The organism is Nitrosospira sp. CT (assembly GCF_059489795.1).
In genome coordinates, this window is the sequence record NZ_JCAHZJ010000067.1 from 1 (window position 1) to 23,614 (window position 23,614).

Here is a 23,614-nt window from a genome sequence, read left to right on the forward strand (position 1 = left end):
CATTGCAGTGGGCAACCCCTGCTGAATTTGCCCGTCAGGCAAGGGAAAACACCTTGTCCGGCAGGCCAAAGGAGCCGGAATTTTCCATTTTAGACCGGTACTGATTTCGGGGGCGGGTCAAAAACGAACTTTACTAGATTCCAAATGGCCCGTTTTATGGGGAGCACATCAAATCTATCCTGATTGGAACAGTTGGAACGCCGATCGACGCATGAGCTATGCTCAGGAATTGTTTGGATGGGAAAGGGAGCTGGTTTGGAGATAATCTGCGCAAAAGCGCTCGAAAATGATAGAGGATTGGCGTACGTTGCCCGAGCCGCGTCTAACCCCAGATACGCTCACTAGCTCATGATTTCCATGCTAGGTAAGCTTAGGATCTGTGCTTGGCTATGCCAGCGCCTAAAATTGAAGTCCGGATCGCACTAGCAGTGTCGCGTAAAAGTACAGTTCAGCATCCAGTGATCGTCTGATGTTGGAGGCTTGGCGGAATCCATGTTGCTCGCCATGAAATAAAAAGTAACCTACGGGAAGTCCTTTTGAACGTATTCGACTAACCATCATTTCCGCTTGATTTGGAGGAACTATTTTATCTTCGTTACCTTGAAAAAAAATCACTGGCACTGATAATCGCTCAGTAAAATTGATAGGGGAACGAGCCTTGTATTTCTCTATTTCCTGGGGATATTTGCCAACCAGCCAATCTAAATAATGGGATTCAAACTTATGCGTGTCCCGAACTAGAGCTTCTAAATCCCCAACCCCATAGTAGCTGGCGCCTATTTTGAAAAAGTCATTAAATACAAGCGCACACAAGGTAGTGTATCCCCCAGCACTCCCCCCAGTGATCGCGGTACGTGCTTCGTCACCCCGTTTGGTTTTACAAAGGAAGCGCGCTGCATTTGTGCAGTCCTCAAGGTCCACGATCCCCCAGGTCTGATAAAGACGATTGCGGAACTCTCGGCCATAACCCGTACTCCCCCCGTAGTCAACATCAACAACCGCGTATCCTCGACTCGTCCAATATTGAATTCTTAGGTCAAGCGTACTGGATGCTGCAGCAGTAGGTCCACCATGGCTTTTTACAATGAGCGGCGGTAACTCATCTACGCTAGCCGTGAAGTCCGGATTGTATGGCGCGTAATACCATCCATACGCACTTCGGTTGCCAGTTGGAAACTCGATAAGTGTCGGAATCGAAATATAGGCATGAATAGAGGAATCTTCTATGACCTCCGTTGACCGCCGGAGAATCTCGATGGTAGCTGGTGGTTTTATTCCGATCTTGACGACCGATGAGGGCTTGTCCGGAGCACCGGCCCTGACAACTATGTAATTCGCATTTACACGTACGCTAGCCGCCTCCGTGTAAGGGAAACTGATGGGTGTTACATCCCCTGTTCCCTCGTTAATAATCTCAAGATGCGTGCGGCCATTCGCAATGTAACTAACCACCACCCTGCTGTCTGAGGCGAATCCATACGTCGCCATACCGAAGGACCATTGCGCTTGACCGAATTCAGCCTTTTTGGGCATAACCGCTTCGATTGAATCGTTCTTAACTCGATATAAGTTCCACCAGCCACTTCGGTCCGAAATGAAATATAACGTCCCATTCAACGACCATTCTGGTTGAAAAATCGACTCATCTATAGAGCCAGCGATCTTCCGCGGCGAAGTAATTTCGCCTGAGTCAGTCACATTTGCCGTCCACAATTCCGAACTCGTCCATGGCATATTGGGATGGTTCCACGTCAGCCACGCAAGCCTCTTTCCATCGGAGCTAAGCCGTGGGTTGGAATAAAAATCGTTGCCTGAAATTAGGATCTGATCGTCACTTAGACCGTCTACGGCGACGGCAACAATAGTGTTGACCGCTACCCCATCTGCTTGGCTATGATCTTCGCGTACTGTGATAATTCTGCCGCGACTCTCATCAATAATGCCGTCGGCATACCGGCATTGAGATGCACTCCCAATGGCGAAAGGAGGTCCCCCCGGATTTTGACGGTATAATTTTTGATCCGAATCGTTACTGAAATATACCGTACCATTTTTAACTAAAACAGCACCTCCACCGTACTCATGAACCCGTGTTCGTGTGCTAAATGACTCCGGCACAACCTCGCGCGTAGTCCCATCGGCTAAATGTTTTACTAAAACGAAGCGTCCCGCTTCTTTTGGACGGCTTTCGATCCAATAAACGTCATCATTATCCAAGAGAACATCGACGAGAGTAACCGCCTCGGCGACGATTAAATCGGAGGTAATTGGCGACTTCCAAAACCCGTACGGAAACACTGACTTGGTTGCTTGGTTCATTTCAATCCCTGATCTCTTAATTTATGGTTGGAGCCCTAGGGTCTGTTGACATTTCACATTGGTAACCAGAGGATCATACAGGTGGATTGTCAGCGCCATGAGCCACATGTGTGTCGATGCTGGCGTGTGTGCAGCGGCCGACATGGTTATCTGGTGACAGTGTTGCATGGGACTGACTGCGAAGCTGCTGGAGTTCATGCGGTAGGATGGCGCGATAAGCTAGGGGGCGTGAAGGCGCTGAGCAGGTACTTAGAATGATATATCAATTTTAGCTTAAATTTTTCTTGACTTTTTTATATTGTCGGTTAACAAGGCGTCTTTTAGGAGTTTGCTATGCAAACTACCTCTGTCCTCGAGGCTGTAGCTAAGATTGAGCCATTAACCTTAGCTATCCTATTTATCGGGTTAATCAGCTTGGGTGTAATTGGATTAGCTACGATTCTTGTCAAAGCAGTGTTCAGGAATAAAAAATAATCTCTACTATTGAGACTCACCATTTCCACTAATAGTGGGCTCACTATTTGTTTAAAGTTCGCATGTGCATGTGAAAGGCGCTCCGGGTTTTGATTGAGTGAGCTGATCAAATGCTCCTTTGGGAGCCCGCATTTTTAACACTTTTTATCCCATTCATACTGGAGTAATCGGTGGCCCGTCCACTCGCTTGTTGCAAGCGGTAGCGGGCCTAGCCCCTCTTTTTTTATTTGCTACGGGCTATATGATGTGGAGAAATCGAAGGAAGACGAAGGGATATAAAAGTAACTCTAAAATTGACTATCGATTCCACTCTGACAGAACAAGTGCTGCTAGGAGGCTCACAAGGTGAGCGACATTATTCTTGCATCCTGCTGACCTGTCGTACTTTAGCTTGCCAAACAGAAAATCCTGTCCACGCATCGATGAAAGAATATGCGGTCAAATGATATGGAGAGGAGACCCAAACTGATCTACTCAAAAGTCGATCGTAGCCGACACCAGCACGGTGCGCGGCGTGCCTAACGATAAAGTGCCGAAGGAAGCCACGCCTCCCCAGTAATTGCGATCGAATGCATTAAGCAGATTGGCGCGGATGATGGTGGATTTTCCAAGCACCTTGGCGCTGTAACGCGCGCCAAAATCAAATGTCGTCCACGAAGGTACGCTCTGCGTATTGGTCTGGTTGATATATCGTTTGCCGGTGTGGACGAGATTGCCGGTCAAGGTGAAGCCGGGCAGCCACGGCATGTCCCATTCGGCGCCCATATTGGCTTGCAATACCGGCACGCCAACAGGCCTGTTGCCCCGCGTGGCGGGATTGCCGGTTTTTGTTAATTCACCATCCACCAGTGTCACACCGCCCAGCAGCCGAACTCCTGCCATGGGCTCGCCGAACATGGCGAGTTCCACACCTTGATTGCGCTGCTCCCCAGTAAGGGAAAAGACATTGTCCGTGAGCAGAGGGCTGGGCCGCCTGATCTGGAAGAGGCTCAGCGTGGTAATCAGGCGGCCGTAATCGACCTTGACGCCGACCTCAAGCTGTTCAGTTTTGTAGGGCGCGAGAGCCTGGCCGGCATTAACTGCGATCTGAGGAGCAATGTCACCCTTGCTAAGCCCTTCCATACGGTTGGCGTAGATTGAGATGTTTTTCCAGGGCCGGACGACCAGTCCCACCAGCGGCGTGATCGCTCCCTTGTCGTAGGTGGACGTGACGGCGCCTGTTGAGCTGAAATTATCCGATCTGACCTGCTGGAAGCGCACGCCCAGGGTAAGCAATATACGTTCTTCGGCCATGGATACGGTATCAGTTAATGCGCCTCCATAGAATTCGGTCTCCGAGACTTTCATCAGACCAGGCGTCGCCAGGGCTTGACTGGGACGGTCAATCGGGGAATACATGTTCGACAATACTGCCGTTCCAGCGGTGGATCCTCGCTCCAGGCGATCGCGATAACCGGTGCCCTGAAGCGTCACGTTGTGGCGAATGGGACCAGTATTGAACCGGGCGCGCAATCCGCCATCTGCGCTGGAGCGGTCAATACCGAACCTGAAAAACATCGGTACTGAACTGGTATCGCCAACGGCATTCTGGATCGTCGGCGTCTGATCCGATAGCCGATCCACCCACGTATGAGCGCCTCCGACACTGGCGAACAATGTCAGCACGTCGGACAGGTCATATTCGGCCTTGAGCAGGAGTCCCGCATCCTTGATTTTCGACCAGCCCCAGGGTTGGGTGACATTGCGCCGGCCATCAGGCGCCGACGGCACGGCAACACCGGCAGCAACCAGGAACGGGCGTGACGGGGCCTTGAACCGCTCATACTGGCCGAAGGCGTCAAGCGTTGCCCGAAACCGTTCGCCCTGATAGTCGAGCGCCACGGAAGCGATATCCCCCTGGCGGAACTGGTTGTCCAGGAGGGTATCGCCCTGATGATGACTGCCGTTGAGCCGTATGCCGAACTGGCGATCCGCACCGAAGCGCCGGGCAATATCGAGGTGTCCGCCTCCTTGCGCGCCTGATAAATAGTTGCCCGTGAGCCGGGTCAGGTCGGTCGAGGCACGCTTGGGAACGATATTGATGACGCCACCAACACCGCTGTTCGGGGATATCCCATACAGCAGCGCGGCAGGCCCCTTGAGCACCTCGATACGTTCGGTGTATTCGGTAAATATCCGGTAGTTAGGGGCCACGCCGTACTGCCCGTCGAAAGCGAATTCCCCCACGTTGCCTTCACCGATCGGAAAACCACGAATATAGAAGGAATCGACGACACCGCCGCGTTGCCCGGTAGAGCGGACCGAAGGGTCCCTGGTCAAGAGGTCAGCCGCCGTGATGGCCTGCTGGTTCTGCATCATCTGCGAGGTATAGCTGCTGATGCTGAAAGGAGCCTTCATGAGGTCCATATTGCCTAGCACGCCGAGTCGTCCGCCGCGCGCAATTTGTCCGCCGGCATAGGGTTGTGGAAGCTCATCAGGCCGTTCCGCGCTGATTTTCATCTCGGGAAGTGTCGGGACATCGCCGGCGGCATCTTCTTGCTTTTCCTTTTCGGCAGCTTCTTGTTTTTCCTTTGGCGCAGTTTGTGCATGAGCCTGATTGATCAATCCCGGAGACACCAGGCCGACGAAGGCCATATGCATGGCGAAAGCCAGCGGCTTAAAGCGCAGTGGCGTAGGGATACGCGAAGAGCGGACAGCAGAAGTGATCTTCAGCACAATGTTTTCCTTTTTCTTGGTTTTTTGTTGGAAGAGCACTGGCTGGCTATGGGCTGGCTATGGGCTGGCTGGTGCGGTTCTGGTTCTACATGGGATGTAGAAAAACCCCATATTGTAATCGAGAATCATTCTCGATGTGAAAGATAAAACCCCGCTTCGGTGATATATCCTGAAGCTCTGGTCCCATGTCAGGGCATCGGAAGTAAATTGCATTCGAGCAGGAGAGTGTTTTGACGCAGAGACACTAAGCAGTGCCGTAAAGAACACACACTTTGAATATCGCCCCTTTGAAAAGGGAAAAAGGTTGCCCTTCTCCTTCTGACTTAGCTAATGCTTAATCTATTTCTTTTACCTGATAACACTCCTGGTAAGCCTAGTCCAGCTAAAAACATCGAATGGTTTCAGGTTTTGGTATAGGAAAATTCAAAATTATGGCCTGCCGTACGGAATTAATAGGCAACTTTAGAGTTGTTTTTATACGCCCTTGCCTTCCTTCGATTTCTCCACATCATATAGCCCGTAGCAAATAAAAAAAGAGGGGTCAGGCCCGCTACCGCTTGCAACATGCGAGTGGGCAGGCCACCGATTACTCCAGTATGAATGGGATAAAAAGTGTTGAAAACGCGGGCTCCCAAAGAAGCATTTGATGCATTTTCAACGAGTAATACGTCTCCGGTATATTGGTCGAAATAGACGAAGCTGCGGCCGTTAGGATTAAACTCACCAGGTATTCTCTTGCGCACGACAACTGGAGCCTGAGGTGTTTGAGGGAAAGTTATCCAGGTAGTTGGGGCGGGAAGAATGCGGTCAGCCTGATCCAGCAACGCGTCAAGGGAAGGCATTGAGTCCACCCCTTCGTTTACCCTGGAATTGGGCGGGGAAGGTCTTGGGGCGCTGGCTGTCAGGGAATTGATGAGTTCAGCCACAGCTTTGTTGAAAACCAGAGAAACGCCAGTGAATGCAACAATGATCAAAAAGATTATGGTATAGGCGCCAAAAGCGCGATGGAGATCGAAAATAAATTTTTTCCAGGGTGCCGGCCAACCGATTTTAAAGCCTGTGGAAATATTTCTTATTCCATTGGGCGGCCACCAAAGGAAGAGCCCTGTCCCGCACATGCAGATCAGCAGCAAGGCGCTAACGCCGAGGATATTTTTTCCAAGCTCGCCGCTCAGCAGTTCCGTATGCACTAAAGCGATCCATCCCATGAAGGTCTCTTTCTGTCGATGCCCGCCGAGCACTTCCCCACTGTAAGGATCCGCATACACGAACAAGTCGTGAGCGCTATTCATCTTGAACAGATAGGTTTCCTGCGGAGTCCGCGGCATGCGTAGATAAAGAAGCTTGTCCTCGGGGTATGTGTGCCTGACTGCATCCAGCACAGCTTGCACAGGAACGTGGTCTTCGCCTACCGCTGTTTCCATGAGTTCGGGATGAGTAAGCGCTTCAATTTCATCCCGGAAAACGACCATGCTCCCGGTCAAGCCGCTCACTATCAGAAACAACCCTGCCGCCAATCCGATATAGAGATGAAGATTGAAAATAACGCGTCGCAATTTCATGGCGAATATCTCAAGTTGACGTTAGCAGTCCGAAAAGAGGCTTGGCTTCGTCTATAGACTTCGTCGCTCTCCAGTTCCCATTCGGGTGCACAATCCTCAGAATTCGACCCGAGCCACGGTTTTGGCCATGATAGGAGCTCCTACACCGAGCAGACCATTACCTGCGGTACTCCAGTAGTTGCTGTTAGTTACGTTATCTACCACCGCCTGGATCGTGGTGCGCTTACCCGCTATGCGGGTTGCATAACGCGCATTAAGAGACAATATAGCGTAGTCATCCACGAAAGCCTGATTTGCAGTGTTGACTGGACGTCTGCCCACATAGTACACACCGGCGCCGAGGGCTAGGCCGGGCACGCTCTGCAAACGATACTCCGCAAAGAGGCTCGCCGTACGCTCCGGCGTGTTATCCGGTATCCGGCCAAACGTCGCAGGATTATCCCTATTTAACTGCTTGGCCTCCATGAACAGGGCTGATCCGATAAGGGACAGTTGCTTGGTTATCTCACCGGAAGCTGCCAGCTCAAACCCGCTATACTGCGCCATCCCGTTCAAAACAAAGCGGTTGGCCGCATCAATAGTAGTCGAGGCGCGCTTGATATCGAAGTAGGCTACTTGTAGCAGTATCCCTTCCGCGATCATCGCCTTTACGCCCGCTTCCTTTTGCTTTGATACCGCCGGAGCCAGAATCTCGCCGCTGTTTGCGCGATTGGCCGGCGCCTGCCCGCTCTCTTCGACTCCCTCAATGTAACTTGCATAGAGCGATACGTTGGGAATGATCTTGTACAGCAGTGACAGCGATGGATTAACGTTGGTTGCCTTAAAGTGAGTGTTGGTTCCGACACTCTCATAGAAGCTGCCGCGCACTCCCAACATTACCTGCAGTCTGTCCGCAATCAAAATGCGATCGGATAGATACACACCCAGATCCGTTATTTTCGAGAAGTTAGAGCGGAATGGGGCGGTGGGGGATAATCGCGCGATGTCATTCGGATGGAACAGATTTTGCGCCACATCGGCAGTAGATGAAGTGCGCGGATCCTGGCTCCGTTCGTTACCGACAAAACCCAGGGATACTTCATGCGTGATGAACTGGCCCGGCAAGCGACCGAAAACTTCTGCCCGAAGATTTTCGTTATCCCAAACCTGATTCCGATTAAAGAAGATGCGCAGCGTACCTTGGCCCGTGGCAAGATTGTAATTCTGAAATTGGGAAAAATTCCGATCGCGCATGGTGCGCGCCTTACCGGCTTCAAGTAACAGTGCCCAGTTATCGCTCAGCGCATAATCGGCGCGAAGCAGCAGGTTGGTCGCTTCGGCATCATATTTCTGCCACTCCCCTGCAAGGTTGCGGCGGGCATTCGGAACAGGCGGCAGCGTTATCACACCATTCGCCGCTGCCGGCGCCTGGATTGCCGCCTGCTCCGAAACCTCCTTCCGATAATGTTCCACATCGAACTTGATGGACAGTTGATCAGTGACCCGCCAGTCGAAGGCTCCCGACATCAGCGCCCGATATCCGGAAAAGTTATGGATACCGATATCTTCTCTCCCGGCGAGAAGATTGATACGCGCCCCGAATTGCTGCGCATCCCCGAAGCGCCGGCCAAGATCAATGTGGGTGTTGGCGCCGCCATAGATATTCGCCATCAACGAAACATTAGCGATGGGATCCTTGCCAGCGCGCTTGGTGACCATGTTGACAATGCCAGAGGGAGGCACAAATCCATAATACAGAGAGGAGACGCCTTTAAGTACTTCGACGCGTTCCTTGTTCTCCATCGGAATGTCGATCAGGTTGATGATCGGCATGAATCCATTGAGCCGATAATTGCTGCGATTCTCCACGAGAATCCCGCGGATCGAGAGATTGTCGTAAGTGGAGCCGTTCAGTTGCGCGCGAGTCACCCCAGCTGTATTGCGCAAGGCACCGAACAAGCTGGTGGTTGCTTGCGCATCCAGCACTTCCCTCGTCACGACATTGCTGGTCTGGGGCACATCGATAGGCGCCATGTCGCGGAATGTGCCTACCTGCACGGTGTCCGATTTGAAGCTCCCTACGCGTTCTCCGGTAACAGTTACAGCGGGAAGCTGTTTTCCTGGCTCAGCCTGAGCGGAAAGCTGAGCGTTTGCCTGCTGAATCAAAGATATTAGGGAAGCTGCAACGATTGCTGAGAAGCAATTATTTTTCATAATTTATTTTTCTAGTTTCTAGTTATTAGCCGCTCGAGCAATCACGGAAATTTAAAGCCGCCTGCTACTCCTCTCGTAACTTGTAAGCCTGTTTATGTAATTGCTTATCGAGCGCCCATCAATGCATTATGCTATGTATATAAGTAAGCAGACAGAAATGATTATACGTCTCATTACGTCATTTTTCTAGACGCTATCCCAGCTTTACTTAAACCCGTTTTCCCATTGATTCTGTTAAATAAGAATATACGGCTCAGCTAGCCAGAGAGCATTGCCCTGTCATCGAAGGCCGTAGTTCGGCTTGACCTTGCAGCAATGCCAATGAAATATTGCAAAGAGGAAAAGGCGATGGAAACAGGTGACGAGTCGTTTTCGGTGGATATAACTCGCCCGTTCTAGCTCGACGTATGATTTCCTCAGGGTTAACGAGGTAGCAGTCACGGGTTGCATGGACTTTCACGTGATCATAATCAAGCAGCAGGCAGGGAACGTACTTCAGCTTGAGCTGTTGAGCGGCCCTCAGGCGATGATGACCGTCCATGACAGCATGGCTGGTCCTTTCAAGAGCAATAGGAATACGCCAGAGCTGCTCGTGCATAATCACATCCGCCAAGGCCATTGCATGGTTGGAGTAGTGACATTCATTGGGACGGATCTGCTTGACGGGTACAAAATGAATGGGGAGCGAACAGAGCATGGTTAATCCTTTTTTATTAATTATCGAGAAACAAGCGTTCGGGATGGGGGTGGCTTAAAAAATCGTGATGCGAAATGTGCCAACCGTAAGCCCCTGCGAGCAAAAAGACGATCCGATCGCCTGCCCGAAGGCTTTCGACATGAACCTCACGGGCAAGCGTGTCCTTGGGAGTGCATAATTCACCACAAAGCGTGACTGGAGCATTGTGCACAGCTGGACGGGAAAAAGGGTAATGCCAGTCATCCCGCGGCAACACGAGGAAGGGGTGATTGTGTTGCCAGGAAACCGGTAGCCGGAAGTGATGCGAGCCGCCGCGAAGTATAGCAAAATGCTTCCCGTAGACGCTCTTTATGTCGACGACTTCACTTATATAGCAGCCGCAGTCTGCAGCAAGAAAGCGGCCGCACTCGAAGACAATCTTGAAGCCCGGCTGACGTGCGCTAACCAATCTCGCCAGGCCATCGCAAAAGTTTTCCCAGTCGAAAGGTGCATTCGGGTCGGCATAGTTCACACCAATGCCGCCGCCAACGTTCAACCACTCAAACTTCAGCCTATAGCGTTGCTGCCAGTCCTCTGCCAGGTCAAAGTAATGTTTTACCAGGGCGAGGTGGGTATTTGCATCGAGATTATTGGAAATCGCATGGATATGCAGGCCCCTAAGGTTAATGTTGGACAGGGTCTGGATTAGTTCAAGCAAAGATGGAACTTGGGCTTCCTCTACGCCAAATTGAGTGGCTTGCCCACCCATGCGTAGTGTCGCGTGTTGCGGCACATGAGCCGGATTAACCCGAATTAGAATATCTGCCACTTCATTACGCTGCCAAGCAATCCAGTTCAGGCGCCGCAACTGGTGCTCACTTTCCACGTGGATCAGCGCGATGCGATGACTGAGCGCGCCTTCCAGTTCAATATCGCTCTTGCAGGGCCCACCGAATACGATAGGCACGGAATCATCAATAGCGCGCACACGCAGGATCTCCCCCAGAGACGCCACTTCAAAGCCGTCTGTGTGATTGAGCAATGCCTTCAGTATCGGCTCATCGCTGTTTGCTTTGATCGCGTAAAACAGCATGCACTGCGATGGCAAGCTACGGCGCAGCATATCCGCGCGCCGACGTAGATGCTCGAGATCGTAAAGATAGGCACATACTGGCTGATGGTAGGGCTGCGAGTGACCCTGTGCGTGGCTGTGCAGATAATCTTGTAAATGTTGCAGGTTCATTGGGAGATAACCTTAGTCTGGTGCTTCACCAGATGCTCCGCCATGGCTCGACGCGTAATGCCTCGGTCATCGCCAAGAATGAACATACGAATATCATCACGATAAGCTGATTCGAAATCTCCAGGTACTCGCGGGATGGCACAGAACGCTTTATGATGGGCACGGGCTACGGCGCTAACAAGTGATACCGCTACGCGCACCTTCGGATGATGGGTCTGCCAGGGGAGACCGAACGATTGCGAGAGATCGGCTGCACCTTCCAGCAGGACGTCCACCCCCTCTACCCCGGCAATTTCCTCGACGTTATCAAGACCTTCACAGTCTTCAATCATTACCACCACCAAGGTTTGCTCTCCTGCCATATTCGTAAATCTCGCCAAGTCATCGCGACCGTACCGGCTATGCCAGGTAGAGTTAAGACCGCGCTGTCCCATGGGGGCGAAATGGCAAAAGCTAACTGCATCTCGTGCTGCTTGTGCTGTGCGAATACGTGGGAACACAATTCCTTCTGCCCCCGCATCTAATACTTGCAAGACCTGATGAGGCGACGCCACACGAACTAGTGCAGCAATATTGCTGGCGCGTGCCGCCAAAAGCATAGCAGCGAGTTGGCTTGGAGCGATCAGTGTATGTTCCAGATCAATTACGACGAAATCGTAGCCAGCCGCAGCGATCAGTTCGACGCTCAGCGCAGCTGGAATGGAACAGAACACGCCATACACAGCATCGCCTGCTTGCAAGCGTCCCTTCAGGTGCATAGCTCCTCAACCTTGGCAAGTGGGTTAGGCGCACGCTTGGTGCGTAATCGGACTTCTGGTTGAAAACGACGGCTTGCCAGCAACTCGACGCTTACATCATCCGCGAAGCAATCGAACAAGGCATAGCGCCCTTTACTCTGAGGATGGCGTTTCTGGTGCGCCCGCAACACATCCCCCGTGATTTGCCAGAATAGTTGTTCTGTAGTGCCGTAGTGACACAAGAATACCCAGGCCAGCTCCGCCAGATTGACGAAAAAAAGCGCATCAAAGGTAAAATCCCTCAACTCATCTGCAGCTGCTGTTTCCAGGAAAGAGTTGGGGTTGATTTGCGCGTGCTCCCTAGGCGGAGCGGTGAGCACAGGAGCCGGTGAAGACAACAGCGCTTTACTGAAGCGCACTCCATCATGGAAGTCCTTAAGGGCGACCCGGGTGGGTAGCCCCTCCTCCATCAACAGCACCATATTCTGCGCATGGGACTCCAACGCCGTGCCATGTTCCCAAAGCAGATGCAGCACGGGCAGATACGCTCGCTCGACAAGTCGTCTTAGCCATTGTTCGGCCCCATACCGCTGTATCCATGGATCAATGAAGGGCTTGCCATCAGTATCAATGTGCATTACTGCCGTCATGGGTATGGCCTTTTCTCTCCCACGCAAATAGCTATGCACGCTTTCGCGCCAGATGCATGACAATGCACCGTATTGCCCATGAGCAGTACCCTGTGGGGTAAAGCTCACGCCGGCTACTTCCCGTAACAGTACGGGACGCGCCAGAGGTGAAGACCAGTCAGTGCGTTCTGCCAAGGCATGCATCCAATCGCTAATGACAGAAGCATTTTCTACAGTGTGCGGCGCCAGCACCCGTGAGGTGGACGTATTGATGAAGTTCATCGAAAACTTGAGCGACAACCGTTCTCGGTTACTCAAGTTACTTAACGTACGAATCGACTGCTGAGGCAAATACTGGTCAGTTAATAAGCCTATTACCAGCAGTTCTCCCCGCGCCATGGATTGGTGATAGCTTGGCAGAACGACTTCACCCCATTGCCATGGATGAACTGGCAATGGCAGATAATCTTCTGGCTGTAATCCGCGTTGGATTATTTGGTCACAAAAATACTTTGAGCCGGCTTCCCCCAACATGGCAACGCTTCTTTCTTTATCGTCGTCCATCGTACTGCTAATTGCCCAACGACAACGGGTGCGGGCTACGGCGAGTAAGATGGGTGTCATGGGAGGAGCCATTTCTGGCCCATACATCTTGTTATCACCCAGATTAAAGCCGATGCGGGACTTGTAAGCGGGATGATAGAGATGGCCGTCGGTCAGCCTTGCCTCCAAGGTGTCATAATCTTCCCCGCGCAATAGCTTTCCATCCCGTGCAAACAACGCTTGTGCATCCTTGATCTGTGTCGCCAGTAATTCTGCCGAAAACTGGCTGAGCCGGCTCTCGTCTGCGGTTAGCCAAGGCGCAATCTCGGTCATGAATAAGGCAGGATCAGAAGCTTCTGCGCTTACGCCGCGCTCAATGCGCAGCAATGGGGTAGTGATGCGTATGCGGCCAAAGCTGATAGTCTGACGAGCCTGGCACTGATAACTGATAAGGGTGTTATTAGAAGTACGGGCCGGAATGTTCAGTTTTTTGCCATCCCAGATACAATGTGGAAGAGCATCTTCAAACAACAGCGCCTCCAACAGTTGGCGCAATACTCGACGGCTAGCCTGGTGGTAAGCCGGGCTATTAATAAGGTTGTTGTAGTCAGATGAATTCATTGCGTCATCTTTGAACTAGAAAGTTAGGTATCTCCACCCATAAAGGATGCTCGCCATGCTGATAAAAGGTGCTAAGCATATTGGCCTTCGCGGGCAAGGTGGCTTGAAGAAGTAGTTGTCGTATTAGAGAGTCATCTATCGAACTCAGAACCATCGCAGTATCCCGGTATAACTTGGACTCTGTAATCAGTCCAGTGCGAGCCAGACATGCGATAACGTGACCTATATGATTCACCAGGACGTAATACTGGAAACGGTGCCAAGCCTGTTGCTCAGTGTAGAGGGCGGGACTATCAAGGGGCAGGCAATCGAGGAAGGGGAAGCGGTCCCGGCTAATGCTGACACCTTCCATGTCTCGCGCGTAACCACGCACTGGCCAGCCATCGTGAAAAGCAATCAAGGTGTTTTGGAGGTGGGCTTCAAGGCTGATGCCATATCTCAAAAACAGACTGAGCATAGGCAACAGGGTAATGTCGAGGTAGCATTTCCACCATCTACGGATCAGCTCCTCGTCAAGCGGTTTTGCCTGGGCAGCTTCGCGCAATAAGGCTAGTAACGGTATTTCCCCATCGGCGGGCTCTTCCAGTACCGCCACGATAGGCCAAACCTGCCCTGCTTCACTTGTGGACATCCCCTGCCGGTAAACCACTGCACAGGCTGCACGCAAAGCTTCATTCGGCAGCTTCAGCGTCTGACTCGCTAATTCCGGAAGAATGCGGAATGCGGGCTGCTGGAGCACGTGATCAGGCAATAAGGACAGTGCCAAGCTCGCATCCAACGCACGCCTTACCTGCTCGGTTGGATTGTTGCGTATGAAATTAGTAATGCGAATATTTAGTGACAGCTTAAGAAATAAGCTTTGATGAGGAAGCCAGACGGTGCGTACGGAAGACGTGGGCCATGCCACCTCGCCTAGAGGGCCAAGCGAAATTAACTCCCCGCCCTTTAGCATCAGGCGTATTTCTGGCAGATCCAGCAGATAGTTTGCCTGCCAAGGATGACATGGCAATAACCCATAATTTCCATCCGCAAGCAGATTTCGGGAGAACATCGCCACTTCGGGGTCAAGGGAAGGAGGTTCCCCACTGACGACACGCATGTCCATCATGCTCGTCTTGACCGCAAGGTAATGCAACCGAAATGAAGCGCTTAGTTCAGGGGCGTAGCGTTGCATGTCTTCTTCGCTGAATCCTTCGGCAGCCTTTGAGGTGACATGGAAAATGTGGCCAAAGCGAAGGCTTTGCTCAGCTCTAATGAAAGGGGGACGCCCCTCGACAGGTTTATGTAAATGGAAGCGCCGGACCTGGGCTATGCTATTCCTCATTAGTGTTTGCAACCTCTGACGATTGTTTTCCACTATTTCCGGAGGCTGAGAGTTGTTTAAAGCAAGTTCATCAGCAATCAGATCAACAAGTGGGGTAACGTCATATATCAGGGGTTGCCATTTACCCTCATGGCCGATCCATGCGAATGGCACCAGGCAGTTATAACCGATTGGTGAGAAGCAGGAAAATGCGCCCACCAGCTGATACCCTGCTCGTGCAAACGAAACGAGGTATGGTGCTAATCCTGCCGCTCGCCACGCTTCAATGTAGGGATGAAGTTCAATTGGCCCCGCCTCATCCGCCGCAAGACGCGGATCAAAACACCCTGTTTCCCGACAATAGGTATTGAGATACTGCTCCACCATGCGTCGCTCTATCGGGGCCATTTGCGGAAGAGGTAACAAGATTGCGGTCATTTCCTTATCTCTGCAAAAGAAAAGCAAGCGGTACGATTGTAAAGAACCAGTAAGCCCCCGATGAAGAACAGTACGGCAACAGGCCAGATGAGGCTGATAGGGGAAAAGACGGGCAGAAGAAGCATAATGAGCAACGGACCTGCGAGTTGACCAACCACCATGAAGCTCCTGCTTAATCCTGTCACATGGCCGTATTCGGAGGCCGGCAACTGCCGGCTGCAAGCTAGCAATACCGACTGCATCAGTGCTGCATAACAAGCACCTTGGCTCAATCTCAACAAGGCGATAAGCCAGATCTCATCGATTACTACCAGCAAACCGGTGGATAGCGCGCAACCCATGGCGGCGATAATAAAATAACGTCGTGGTTCACTCCGGTCGTTTAAATGACCCCATAGCGGAGCAGCCAGCATGGTTGCGAGCCAGCCCAGGGCGTGCAGCAGGCCTACCTTGCTGGCAATTGCCTCACCGCTAGGAAAACGCGCCGACAGGTAAAGCGCGAAGACATTGACGAAGGCGAATGCAGCTGCCTGAATTAAACAGGCAGCCAACATCCAGTTGCGAAGATTGCTGTCGCTGAGTACGGTACGCAAACCAAAAAAAGACAGACCCGAGATCGGGGCTGCTTTTCGTGGCTCGCTAAGTTTGCTCCAAAGTATTCCGCCAGCAACTCCCGTAAGCATGGCACTGGTAAGCAGCAATGGCTTAAGCGACCAATAGTCCAGCATGATGCCGCCCAGAACGGGACCGGCCAAGGCACCGCACGCAATTGCGCTTTCCTGCAACCCCAATGAGCGGCCGCGTGAGGTGTCATCGCTGATATACCCGATGAAGGCAGTTAGCACCACTCCAATGGTACTGACGCCCTGTAGCAGACGGCCCAACATAAAGCCGTATACAGTTGATCCGAGCGCCATCAACAGCATGCTGGCGATGAATACGCACAGTGAAATCAACAGCATTTGCTTGTAGCCGAAACGGTCGCACCATTTGCCAACGTAAGGAGCGAAACACAATGTTCCCACAGCGGGTGCAGACAGTGCGAGGCTGCTCCAGTACCCTGCACTGCTCCCGTCCATTTGTTCCAGCGTTGCGATATACAGCGGCATAATGGGAACAAAGACCATCAGTCCTAGCGTGGTTACCGCTTGGCAGACGAGTAGCAGTGTGAGGTTATGCATGGATTGTTCCTCCACGCCGATTCATCTCAATACTAGTCCGGCCAATGGCTAGCAATGGATTGGGGAGTTGACCCATGGCGCTCGGCATACCGGTACTGAAACTTATAGTGCCAAGTAGCGGGGCAAGCAATTGCTTGAATGGCCAGGAGGGTTCCTCGAGCAGCAGACTTTTAGCCTGACTAGCCATTTTCGAGGGTAATGGAACGCGCGATAGGCATGTTTCGAGTGCGTACCGGACGATATCCCAACCACAGCTTTCTTCTCGTTTATAGCGTGTAGCCAATGCGGCGAGAATGGCGTATAGATTGACCTCAATGGCCAGTGTTTGCAGATAGGCCAGCAGTTCCTGAGGCGTATTCAGTTCTAGTGTATTTGGCGTGGAGCGGTCGACGATATAATGGGGAGTTGTGACACCCGGGGTCTGCATCGCGTGGCAAACGCGCAAGGTGTCATGATCACGCAGCACCAGCGTGGAAATACGCTGACCCTTGAAAGCCAGCAGTACATTTTGCCCGTGCAGCTCAGGCATGGCGCCATGGGCGAAGCAGCGCAGTCCCAGCTCGAGCAAGGTCGTGGCAATATCCTCAAACATGCCCCACGCTGCTTCTTCCTGTCCGTTAGGGCCAATCAGGTAATCGAACGCGGGCAATCTGCCGTCAATCGAGACTACGGGTAATGCCGCCATTGGAATCAAAGTTGTACCAGGTAGCGCCGGATAGCGACGAATCATGCAGGCGAATTCTCCCGGCTCGGATACGAGAGAGTCCGATTGCCGCATCGCCCACCAACAATCCTCCTCGCACAGCAACAGATTGGCTGCCAGCCACTCATCCTTAATGCGCAAAGATTCCAGGTAAGTGCTAGCAAGGCTACCATTGTGCAGATAGCGGAGCGGCAAGGTGCGAATCGCACCAAGGGTACGTACAGAAAGTGAGAGCTTGAGATGGATGCCGGGATACCCAGTAACGGCTAGGGAACGCAGTGAAGCGGTGGGAACAGCCGTTCCAAATCCTGTACCCAGATCAACACATTCATTGAGTTTTGGAGGGGCCGCCTGGGTAAGATGCTTCCATTGCCACGGATGAACCGGCAGCCACAACCAATCTTCGCTATCGACACTGCGAGAACGAGCAATTTCCCCCAACTTCTTATGCTGTGCAGGATCAAGCAGATTCTCAGCTAAGGGCTGCCCGACCATGGACGCTGCTGACCCGCTAACTATTCGATCTCGCGATATCGCAACCCATCGTAGCGGAAGTGCGGTTGCCCTTTCAGTAGCGTAAACGCAACCATCGCTGCCGCTCCAATCCTTGGCTCGGGCTAAAGGATGAAATGGCCGGTCCTTCAAGCAGCTTAAAGCTTCCCAGGACAGCAAATCTTCGGGGGCACGGAGAAGCCGGGTTGTGATATCACGCTCATGCGCTGCCGTGAAAACAGCCTGGTCATGGGCGAGATTAAAGAATCTTGCAAAGCGCCCGGTCTGGTCCCGCCACCATTCTGCGGTTTGCAACACCTCAGCAACCTTATTGATATCGACGTCTGATGTGTGCTCTCCAGCATGCAAAACCGCGAGAGGGTTCAGAATCCGGAATGGCCTCAAACCATCTACCCACTCCACCTGCCAGCTTAACGACCGGGTGTTATCCAAGGCGATGCTAAGGACCCTTTTACCTCCGAGAAGTAAACTAGTTGTGCAATGGGCGCGAAAACCATAAAGGTCTTCCAACCACAGCGCATCGAGCACATCCTGAGCCAACCGAGTTGCATATGTATAGGGCAGCATGGCCTATATACAGATCAACCGTACAGCGGAAGCTGGGTACCGACTCCCTGCTCCCGTGCAAGGCGGTAAAAGTGGCGAGCACAAACGATGTCATCGAGCGCCATACCCATAGGATTGAGCAAAATAATCTCGTTATCATTTTCTCGACCAGGCCGGTCCCCGATAACGATTTCTCCCAATTCGGCATGTAGCTGATCGCGGCTAAAGCGTCCTTCCAGCACCAGTTGGTTGATAATTTTTTTCTCGCGGTTGGACTGATGCCAGTCATCTACAACTACCTTGTCAGCCTTCTCATAAACGCTCTTATGAACGTCCATAATGGAGATGTTGCTGATGAAAACACCAGGTTTAAGCCATTCGTAGGCCAGGTAGGGTGAATCCGTTACTGTGCAAGTTACGACAATGTCAGCTGCACGTACTGCGGATTCGGCCGAGTAGGCATTAATAAAATTTACCTCGGAGTAATTTTCCATAAGAGCGGCGATCAATGTCTCGACAGCTACGCCCGACAAATCGAATAGATGAATACGTTCGATACAAGGAAACTGTTCCAATAGTGTCTGCATTTGCATACGCGCTATAGGACCGCATCCAATGCACGCCACATCGGTGAAACCTTCCCGAGCCAGATAACGAGTCGCGACAGCAGTAATAGCAGCAGTGCGCATCCCGCTAATCAACGCGCCTTCCAGAATTGCGATCGGATAATTGGTTTGCGTATCGTTAAGCACAATGATCGCGCTCGCTCTGTCAAGGCCAAAGCGGCCTGGATTATGCTGCCGGCTGCCCACCCATTTCAGTCCCGCGACCGGGTGTTCACCCCCCAAATAGCACGGCATCGCGATAATGCGGTCAGCAATATGATCTGCCCCTGGCCAGCGTAGATATGGTTTGAGCGGTTGGACGTAGTCGCCGCGAGCATGGGAGACTAATCCATCCACTATCGCCTCAACATAAGGGTAAGAGCGTCCGCCTCCTAATGCGTGTAGATCGTTTTGACTGAGATAGATCAGGGTTGGAGAGGAAGTTGAAGTTTTCATACTTTTTGTTCAAGAGTGGTTTCGGTAAAGGTTTTTAGGGTACGAGCCAAATGGCGTTCCTTCATGCGTGCCACCCATTGGTCGTTATATACGGTATCCAGATAACGCTCCCCTCGATCTGGCAAGATCGTGAGAAAGCGCGCGGGCTTCATTAAGGAAGCGCAGATGCGCTGTATAGCGGCAATGACAGAACCGGAAGAGCCCCCTGCAAAAATTCCTTCATACTTTACTAACTGTCGGCAGGCCACAGCAGACTCATAGTCGTCAACGTGAATAGCCTCTCCAAGTTCGTCTCGCTTCAACAGTTCTGGTACTCGACTGGCCCCTAACCCGGGAAGTTCGCGGACTGCGGGCGGGGTGCCAAACAGTATTGAACCGAAGGCATCGACAGGAACGACTTTCAAGCCCGGCCATGATTCTCGCAGACGGCGGGTAATACCGTGGACCGTACCAGAGGTACTAACGCCTAATACTAAATAGTCGGGCGGGCAGTCTAAATCACGCAGAAGCTCCTCCCCTTCACCGTAATAATGGCTTTGCCAATTACGCTCATTGGCATATTGATTGGGCCATATTGCATCCGGTTGCTCACGCAACATGCTCTTAACCCGTTCGATTCGGGTTTCTAAATACCCGCCTTGGCGATCCTTCTCTGTAACAAGCTCTATATTGCCCCCATAGCACTCGATAATTCTCCGATTCGCGGGTGACATTTTTGGATCAACTACAGCGGTGAATCGCAATTTATGCACACGGCAAATCATGGCTAGCGCAATAGCAAAATTGCCGGAGGAGCTTTCGATGATGTGCGACTTCGGACCAATGGAACCATCTGCTAATCCACGCTCTATGATGTACTTTGCTGGCCTGTCCTTGATGCTACCCCCCGGGTTAGCCATCTCCAACTTCGCCAACACTTCAAATCGCGAATCACTGAACAGACGAGAGAGCTTAACAATAGGCGTCTTCCCTATACCATCAAGAACGTTCTGAAAGATCATTTAGCACCCAAGGTCTAAGTTAATTGGAGTTTCTCTGTTTACTTTTTTTATTCCGACAATCGATCCTTTCAGCACATAACGATTAGTCATTTCCCTACAGGAGCATGACTAGTCCCTTTTTCCAAAGGAGCAGGGCTACTGGAGAAAAAGGACTAAGCGACAATAGCCCAAAGATAGCTGACTTGTGCCTCATTACGGATGTAACAAGGGCACGAGCATTAAATGCTAATAGTAATAATAATGATAACGATTATTATTATTTTATATACACGGAACTCAACCTGAGCATCTACCTATGCTATTTTTCGCACGTTCGAAGATTCATCTGCTTTTCCATAAAGACGGATGACGCGGCCTCCTTTCTAAAGCTGAGTTACGTGACCTCATTATGTACGGTGCGCATTATGTCAATCTTTGCTACTACTTGCTATAAATGGTATAAACTCTTATTCGTACACATAAGAGAGTTTCATGGGAATGAACATCAATCTCACACCTCAGCTTGAAGAAATGGTGCGGCAGAAGGTTACATCCGGACTCTATACCTCAGCCAGTGAAGTGGTGCGCGAAGCCCTGCGTTTGATGGAAGAGAAAGATCAAATACGCGCTGCCAGGCTGGAGCAACTGCGTAACGATATCCAGGAAGGAGTAAACAGCGGTCCGGCTACCGCCTGGGATGCGGAGGATATCAAGCGGGCCGGGCGGGCGAAGGGAAGAACGTCCTCTACCAATCGCACTGTATAAGCGTGAATGCCAGCCATCTACAAGCGTCCGCTTGCTCAGGAAGACCTGATTGAGATTTGGGAATATATTGCCGATGACAACATCAATCGTGCTGATGCTTTCATCGATATTGTCGATGGTAAACTGAGAATGCTTGCAGCCCAACCCATGATGGGACGCGCCGTGATGAGCTGATGGCTGGGCTTCGTAGCTTTCCTGTCGGCCGTTACATACTGTTTTACGAACTGGTTACGGATGGCATTGCCCTAGTGCGCGTACTGCATAGTACGCGCGACATTCCCACTCAATTCGAAAGCGAGTGATACAACAGGAGAACTTGCAACTTCCTGTTCCCCAAAGTGCCGGAATTCAAAATTGAGTGGACATTTACCAGAGTGGAACAGGTAAATATATAGGGGCCTGCTCATAGTAGCCGTGACGGGGGCTTTGCACTTCCGCTCTTCCTTGTATTCGCCGCTCTTCTCCAGCTTGCGCTCTACCTTGCAGTTCCCATCCCAGTATTCTTCCTTGTATTGGCGGTGGCCGTGATCATAGCCATAACCATAGCCAAAGGCTTACAAGGAATCTTGCACCCGCACATATAACGTTCAAGAACTCCGTCCAGTATACAAGCCCAATGATCATTTCCCATTTGTCGCTTCTCTCTATCCCCTGTCCCACTGTCTTCATGGAGTAGCCTTATTAATGTGAGCGTCATGAGCAAGCTGATAGGATGGACATCGGGTTGATCAAGCTTGATCCCATGGCAAGATCATCCACGTCTGCTACGAAAAAGTCCACTGGATAAAATCCTTACCCTGTGCGGTTTAACCTGCTGGTCAGGAATAAAAAAATTCCTCCTCTTTTATCCTTTCCCCTTGCTTCTCTTGAATCTCTTAAGTAGAATGAGAATCATTATCGTTATAAACGATACCGCTATCCTAACGCTTGGGCGCAGATTATCCGTTACCGCCGGTTACTCCTTTTCCGGTGGTCTTTTAGCCAGCCAGCCCTTCCCCTTCCTTCCGGGCAAGCCAGCCATTTTTTTATTCAGAAACCCGCTCGGTCGCTTCATCCGGGCGGCACAGAGGAGCAAATCCAAAAGGGACTGGCACAATTCGCGCAGACGCGGGGTGCGGAATTGGTAACGACAAAGAACACAGAGTCCTTCTGGAGCAAGGATTGTGACAGTAGTTTGGCCAACCTCTGTCAAACGGGAATATTCTGATGAATAACGATACATCAATCGCCAAGATTATCGACTTGGATGAAAAACGGAACAAGCAGAGGGTAGCGGAGGCAATTGACAACCTCCTGAAGCACGCTCGCAACGGAAAGCTGAAATGTGCTGCTATTCGATATGGAACAAGCGTGCTGAAATTGATCGGCGGCAGCCCGAAGAGCAGGCCGAAACTATCGTCAAACTTGAAGCAGAGGAGGCAAAGGGAAAAGCGCTGATGGAAGAACTGCGCCCTACTCTGAATGAAGTCTTCGCGCATCTTCCAGAGCACGACCGAGGTCGCGTCGGAGAGTCGCCGGAACGTATGAAGCGCGCGCTCAACACTTTATCTGAGGAACGTTTAAAAACCATTCGTCCTCTTATCCAGGAGCGATTTTCCAAGCACAAGACCTTATGGAGAAGATGTGGCCAGCATTACTAAAAATATAAGCAGACTGGAATCAAGATCGAAAAACCCAAGGCTGGATCAGGTCAACATGAATCATGCCTCCCTTCCCAGCTAAAATTACGCACGGCGTGGCCAGGCAGTAGCAATAACGAGGTTTTTCACTGATAGATGAATAATGCCGATTTTTGCAACCTAATTGATTTGAATGGCTTTCATCATGGTTCTCGTGAGAATGGGGCGGAGAATCGGTGAGAAAAAGCTGGCGCAGCTTCTGGGGAGGATACCTGGAACCCGAGCTCGTTTCCTATGAAAATTGTCTGCTGTATATGAGGCTGTCCAGCAACGCCAGTACATTGGGATCGAACCAATAAGAGGAAATGCTCAACAAGCTTGATGGCAGGAAATGACCCAAGAAGAAATACGCGAAGCGCGTCAAGCACTTGGGCTGACGCAAACGGAATTTGGCGAAATGCTTCACGTCACGCTCAAGACCGTCCAGGGTTGGGAGTATGGACGGCGGAAAATGCTAAAAATCACTCAGAAACTCTTGCAGAGAAAAATGGAAGAAAAAGGGTTGAAAATATCAGGCACAGGCAACGCGTCATAGAATCCTTCCTGTCTGCCTCATCTATCCCTTTAGGACAAGCCGCTTCACGGACCGGCTCTAAGCGCTCGCCCAGATTTTGCTAGGGTCTGTTGACGTTTCAATCTGAGGTTTTGTCATTAGGAAGAAAACTCGTATTGTTAAAGCTCTCATACAGTAACAACACGAGTTTTCGATGCCCCGATTGCTGCTCAGTGACGA

At 51.4% G+C, this 23,614-nt stretch carries 17 protein-coding genes and 1 pseudogene; 5 read left to right on the plus strand and 13 right to left on the minus strand.

Translation table 11 applies throughout. The features are described from left to right. Window positions 1-399 precede the first annotated feature (399 nt). A complete protein-coding gene (locus AC52W5_RS13125; RefSeq protein ID WP_495671316.1) occupies window positions 400-2,319 on the minus strand; it encodes a S9 family peptidase in 1,920 nt (639 codons plus the stop codon). Between the two features lie 592 nt (window positions 2,320-2,911). On the opposite strand from AC52W5_RS13125, the gene AC52W5_RS13130 reads away from it, so the two are divergent. Then, the gene (locus AC52W5_RS13130) at window positions 2,912-3,142 is read left to right on the plus strand and encodes a PepSY domain-containing protein (RefSeq protein ID WP_495671317.1); all 231 of its coding nucleotides are present in this window, start codon (window positions 2,912-2,914) and stop codon (window positions 3,140-3,142) included. Window positions 3,143-3,267: 125 nt separating this feature from the next. On the opposite strand, the gene AC52W5_RS13135 is transcribed toward AC52W5_RS13130, so the two are convergent. The 12 genes from AC52W5_RS13135 to sbnA form a co-directional block, all read right to left on the minus strand. Further along, entirely contained in the window at window positions 3,268-5,508 is a 2,241-nt protein-coding gene (locus AC52W5_RS13135; RefSeq protein WP_495671318.1) for a TonB-dependent receptor, read from the minus strand. Window positions 5,509-5,957: 449 nt separating this feature from the next. After that, window positions 5,958-7,070 (minus strand): PepSY-associated TM helix domain-containing protein, encoded by a 1,113-nt coding sequence (locus tag AC52W5_RS13140; RefSeq protein WP_495671319.1) that lies wholly within the window; start codon window positions 7,068-7,070, stop codon window positions 5,958-5,960. Between the two features lie 96 nt (window positions 7,071-7,166). After that, window positions 7,167-9,263: a TonB-dependent siderophore receptor gene (locus AC52W5_RS13145; RefSeq protein WP_495671320.1), complete on the minus strand. Its 2,097-nt coding sequence runs from the start codon at window positions 9,261-9,263 to the stop codon at window positions 7,167-7,169. 253 nt (window positions 9,264-9,516) lie between these two features. Continuing rightward, a complete protein-coding gene (locus AC52W5_RS13150; protein ID WP_495671321.1) occupies window positions 9,517-9,960 on the minus strand; it encodes a hypothetical protein in 444 nt (147 codons plus the stop codon). 16 nt (window positions 9,961-9,976) lie between these two features. Next, window positions 9,977-11,182, minus strand: coding sequence for a type III PLP-dependent enzyme (locus AC52W5_RS13155; RefSeq protein WP_495671322.1), 1,206 nt, complete (start codon window positions 11,180-11,182; stop codon window positions 9,977-9,979). Beyond that, the gene (locus AC52W5_RS13160) at window positions 11,179-11,940 is read right to left on the minus strand and encodes an HpcH/HpaI aldolase family protein (RefSeq protein ID WP_495671323.1); all 762 of its coding nucleotides are present in this window, start codon (window positions 11,938-11,940) and stop codon (window positions 11,179-11,181) included. Before AC52W5_RS13160 ends, AC52W5_RS13155 begins: the two co-directional genes overlap by 4 nt. Beyond that, on the minus strand, window positions 11,931-13,712 hold the full coding sequence (locus tag AC52W5_RS13165) for an IucA/IucC family protein (protein ID WP_495671324.1): 1,782 nt from the start codon (window positions 13,710-13,712) through the stop codon (window positions 11,931-11,933). The genes AC52W5_RS13160 and AC52W5_RS13165 overlap by 10 nt, the downstream gene beginning before the upstream one ends. A gap of 4 nt (window positions 13,713-13,716) precedes the next feature. Next, window positions 13,717-15,453 (minus strand): IucA/IucC family protein, encoded by a 1,737-nt coding sequence (locus AC52W5_RS13170; protein WP_495671325.1) that lies wholly within the window; start codon window positions 15,451-15,453, stop codon window positions 13,717-13,719. Next, window positions 15,450-16,634, minus strand: a complete 1,185-nt coding sequence (locus AC52W5_RS13175; protein WP_074974860.1) for an MFS transporter — start codon at window positions 16,632-16,634, stop codon at window positions 15,450-15,452. Before AC52W5_RS13175 ends, AC52W5_RS13170 begins: the two co-directional genes overlap by 4 nt. Then, window positions 16,627-18,282, minus strand: a complete 1,656-nt coding sequence (locus tag AC52W5_RS13180) for an IucA/IucC family protein (RefSeq protein ID WP_495671326.1) — start codon at window positions 18,280-18,282, stop codon at window positions 16,627-16,629. Before AC52W5_RS13180 ends, AC52W5_RS13175 begins: the two co-directional genes overlap by 8 nt. 149 nt (window positions 18,283-18,431) lie before the next feature. After that, on the minus strand, window positions 18,432-19,457 hold the full coding sequence (gene sbnB, locus AC52W5_RS13185; protein ID WP_495671327.1) for a 2,3-diaminopropionate biosynthesis protein SbnB: 1,026 nt from the start codon (window positions 19,455-19,457) through the stop codon (window positions 18,432-18,434). Further along, the gene (sbnA, locus tag AC52W5_RS13190) at window positions 19,454-20,458 is read right to left on the minus strand and encodes a 2,3-diaminopropionate biosynthesis protein SbnA (RefSeq protein ID WP_074974863.1); all 1,005 of its coding nucleotides are present in this window, start codon (window positions 20,456-20,458) and stop codon (window positions 19,454-19,456) included. The genes sbnB and sbnA overlap by 4 nt, the downstream gene beginning before the upstream one ends. Before the next feature lie 471 nt (window positions 20,459-20,929). Here sbnA and AC52W5_RS13195 point away from each other — a divergent pair, with 471 nt between their 5' ends. From AC52W5_RS13195 to AC52W5_RS13210, 4 genes and pseudogenes are all read left to right on the plus strand, one after another. Continuing rightward, a complete protein-coding gene (locus AC52W5_RS13195) occupies window positions 20,930-21,202 on the plus strand; it encodes a type II toxin-antitoxin system ParD family antitoxin (RefSeq protein WP_495671328.1) in 273 nt (90 codons plus the stop codon). Window positions 21,203-21,208: 6 nt separating this feature from the next. After that, window positions 21,209-21,504: pseudogene (locus AC52W5_RS13200) on the plus strand (type II toxin-antitoxin system RelE/ParE family toxin). A 1,020-nt stretch (window positions 21,505-22,524) separates the two neighbouring features. Beyond that, entirely contained in the window at window positions 22,525-22,842 is a 318-nt protein-coding gene (locus AC52W5_RS13205) for a hypothetical protein (RefSeq protein ID WP_495671329.1), read from the plus strand. Window positions 22,843-23,212: 370 nt separating this feature from the next. Then, window positions 23,213-23,416 (plus strand): helix-turn-helix domain-containing protein, encoded by a 204-nt coding sequence (locus tag AC52W5_RS13210; RefSeq protein ID WP_495671330.1) that lies wholly within the window; start codon window positions 23,213-23,215, stop codon window positions 23,414-23,416. Window positions 23,417-23,614: the final 198 nt, after the last annotated feature.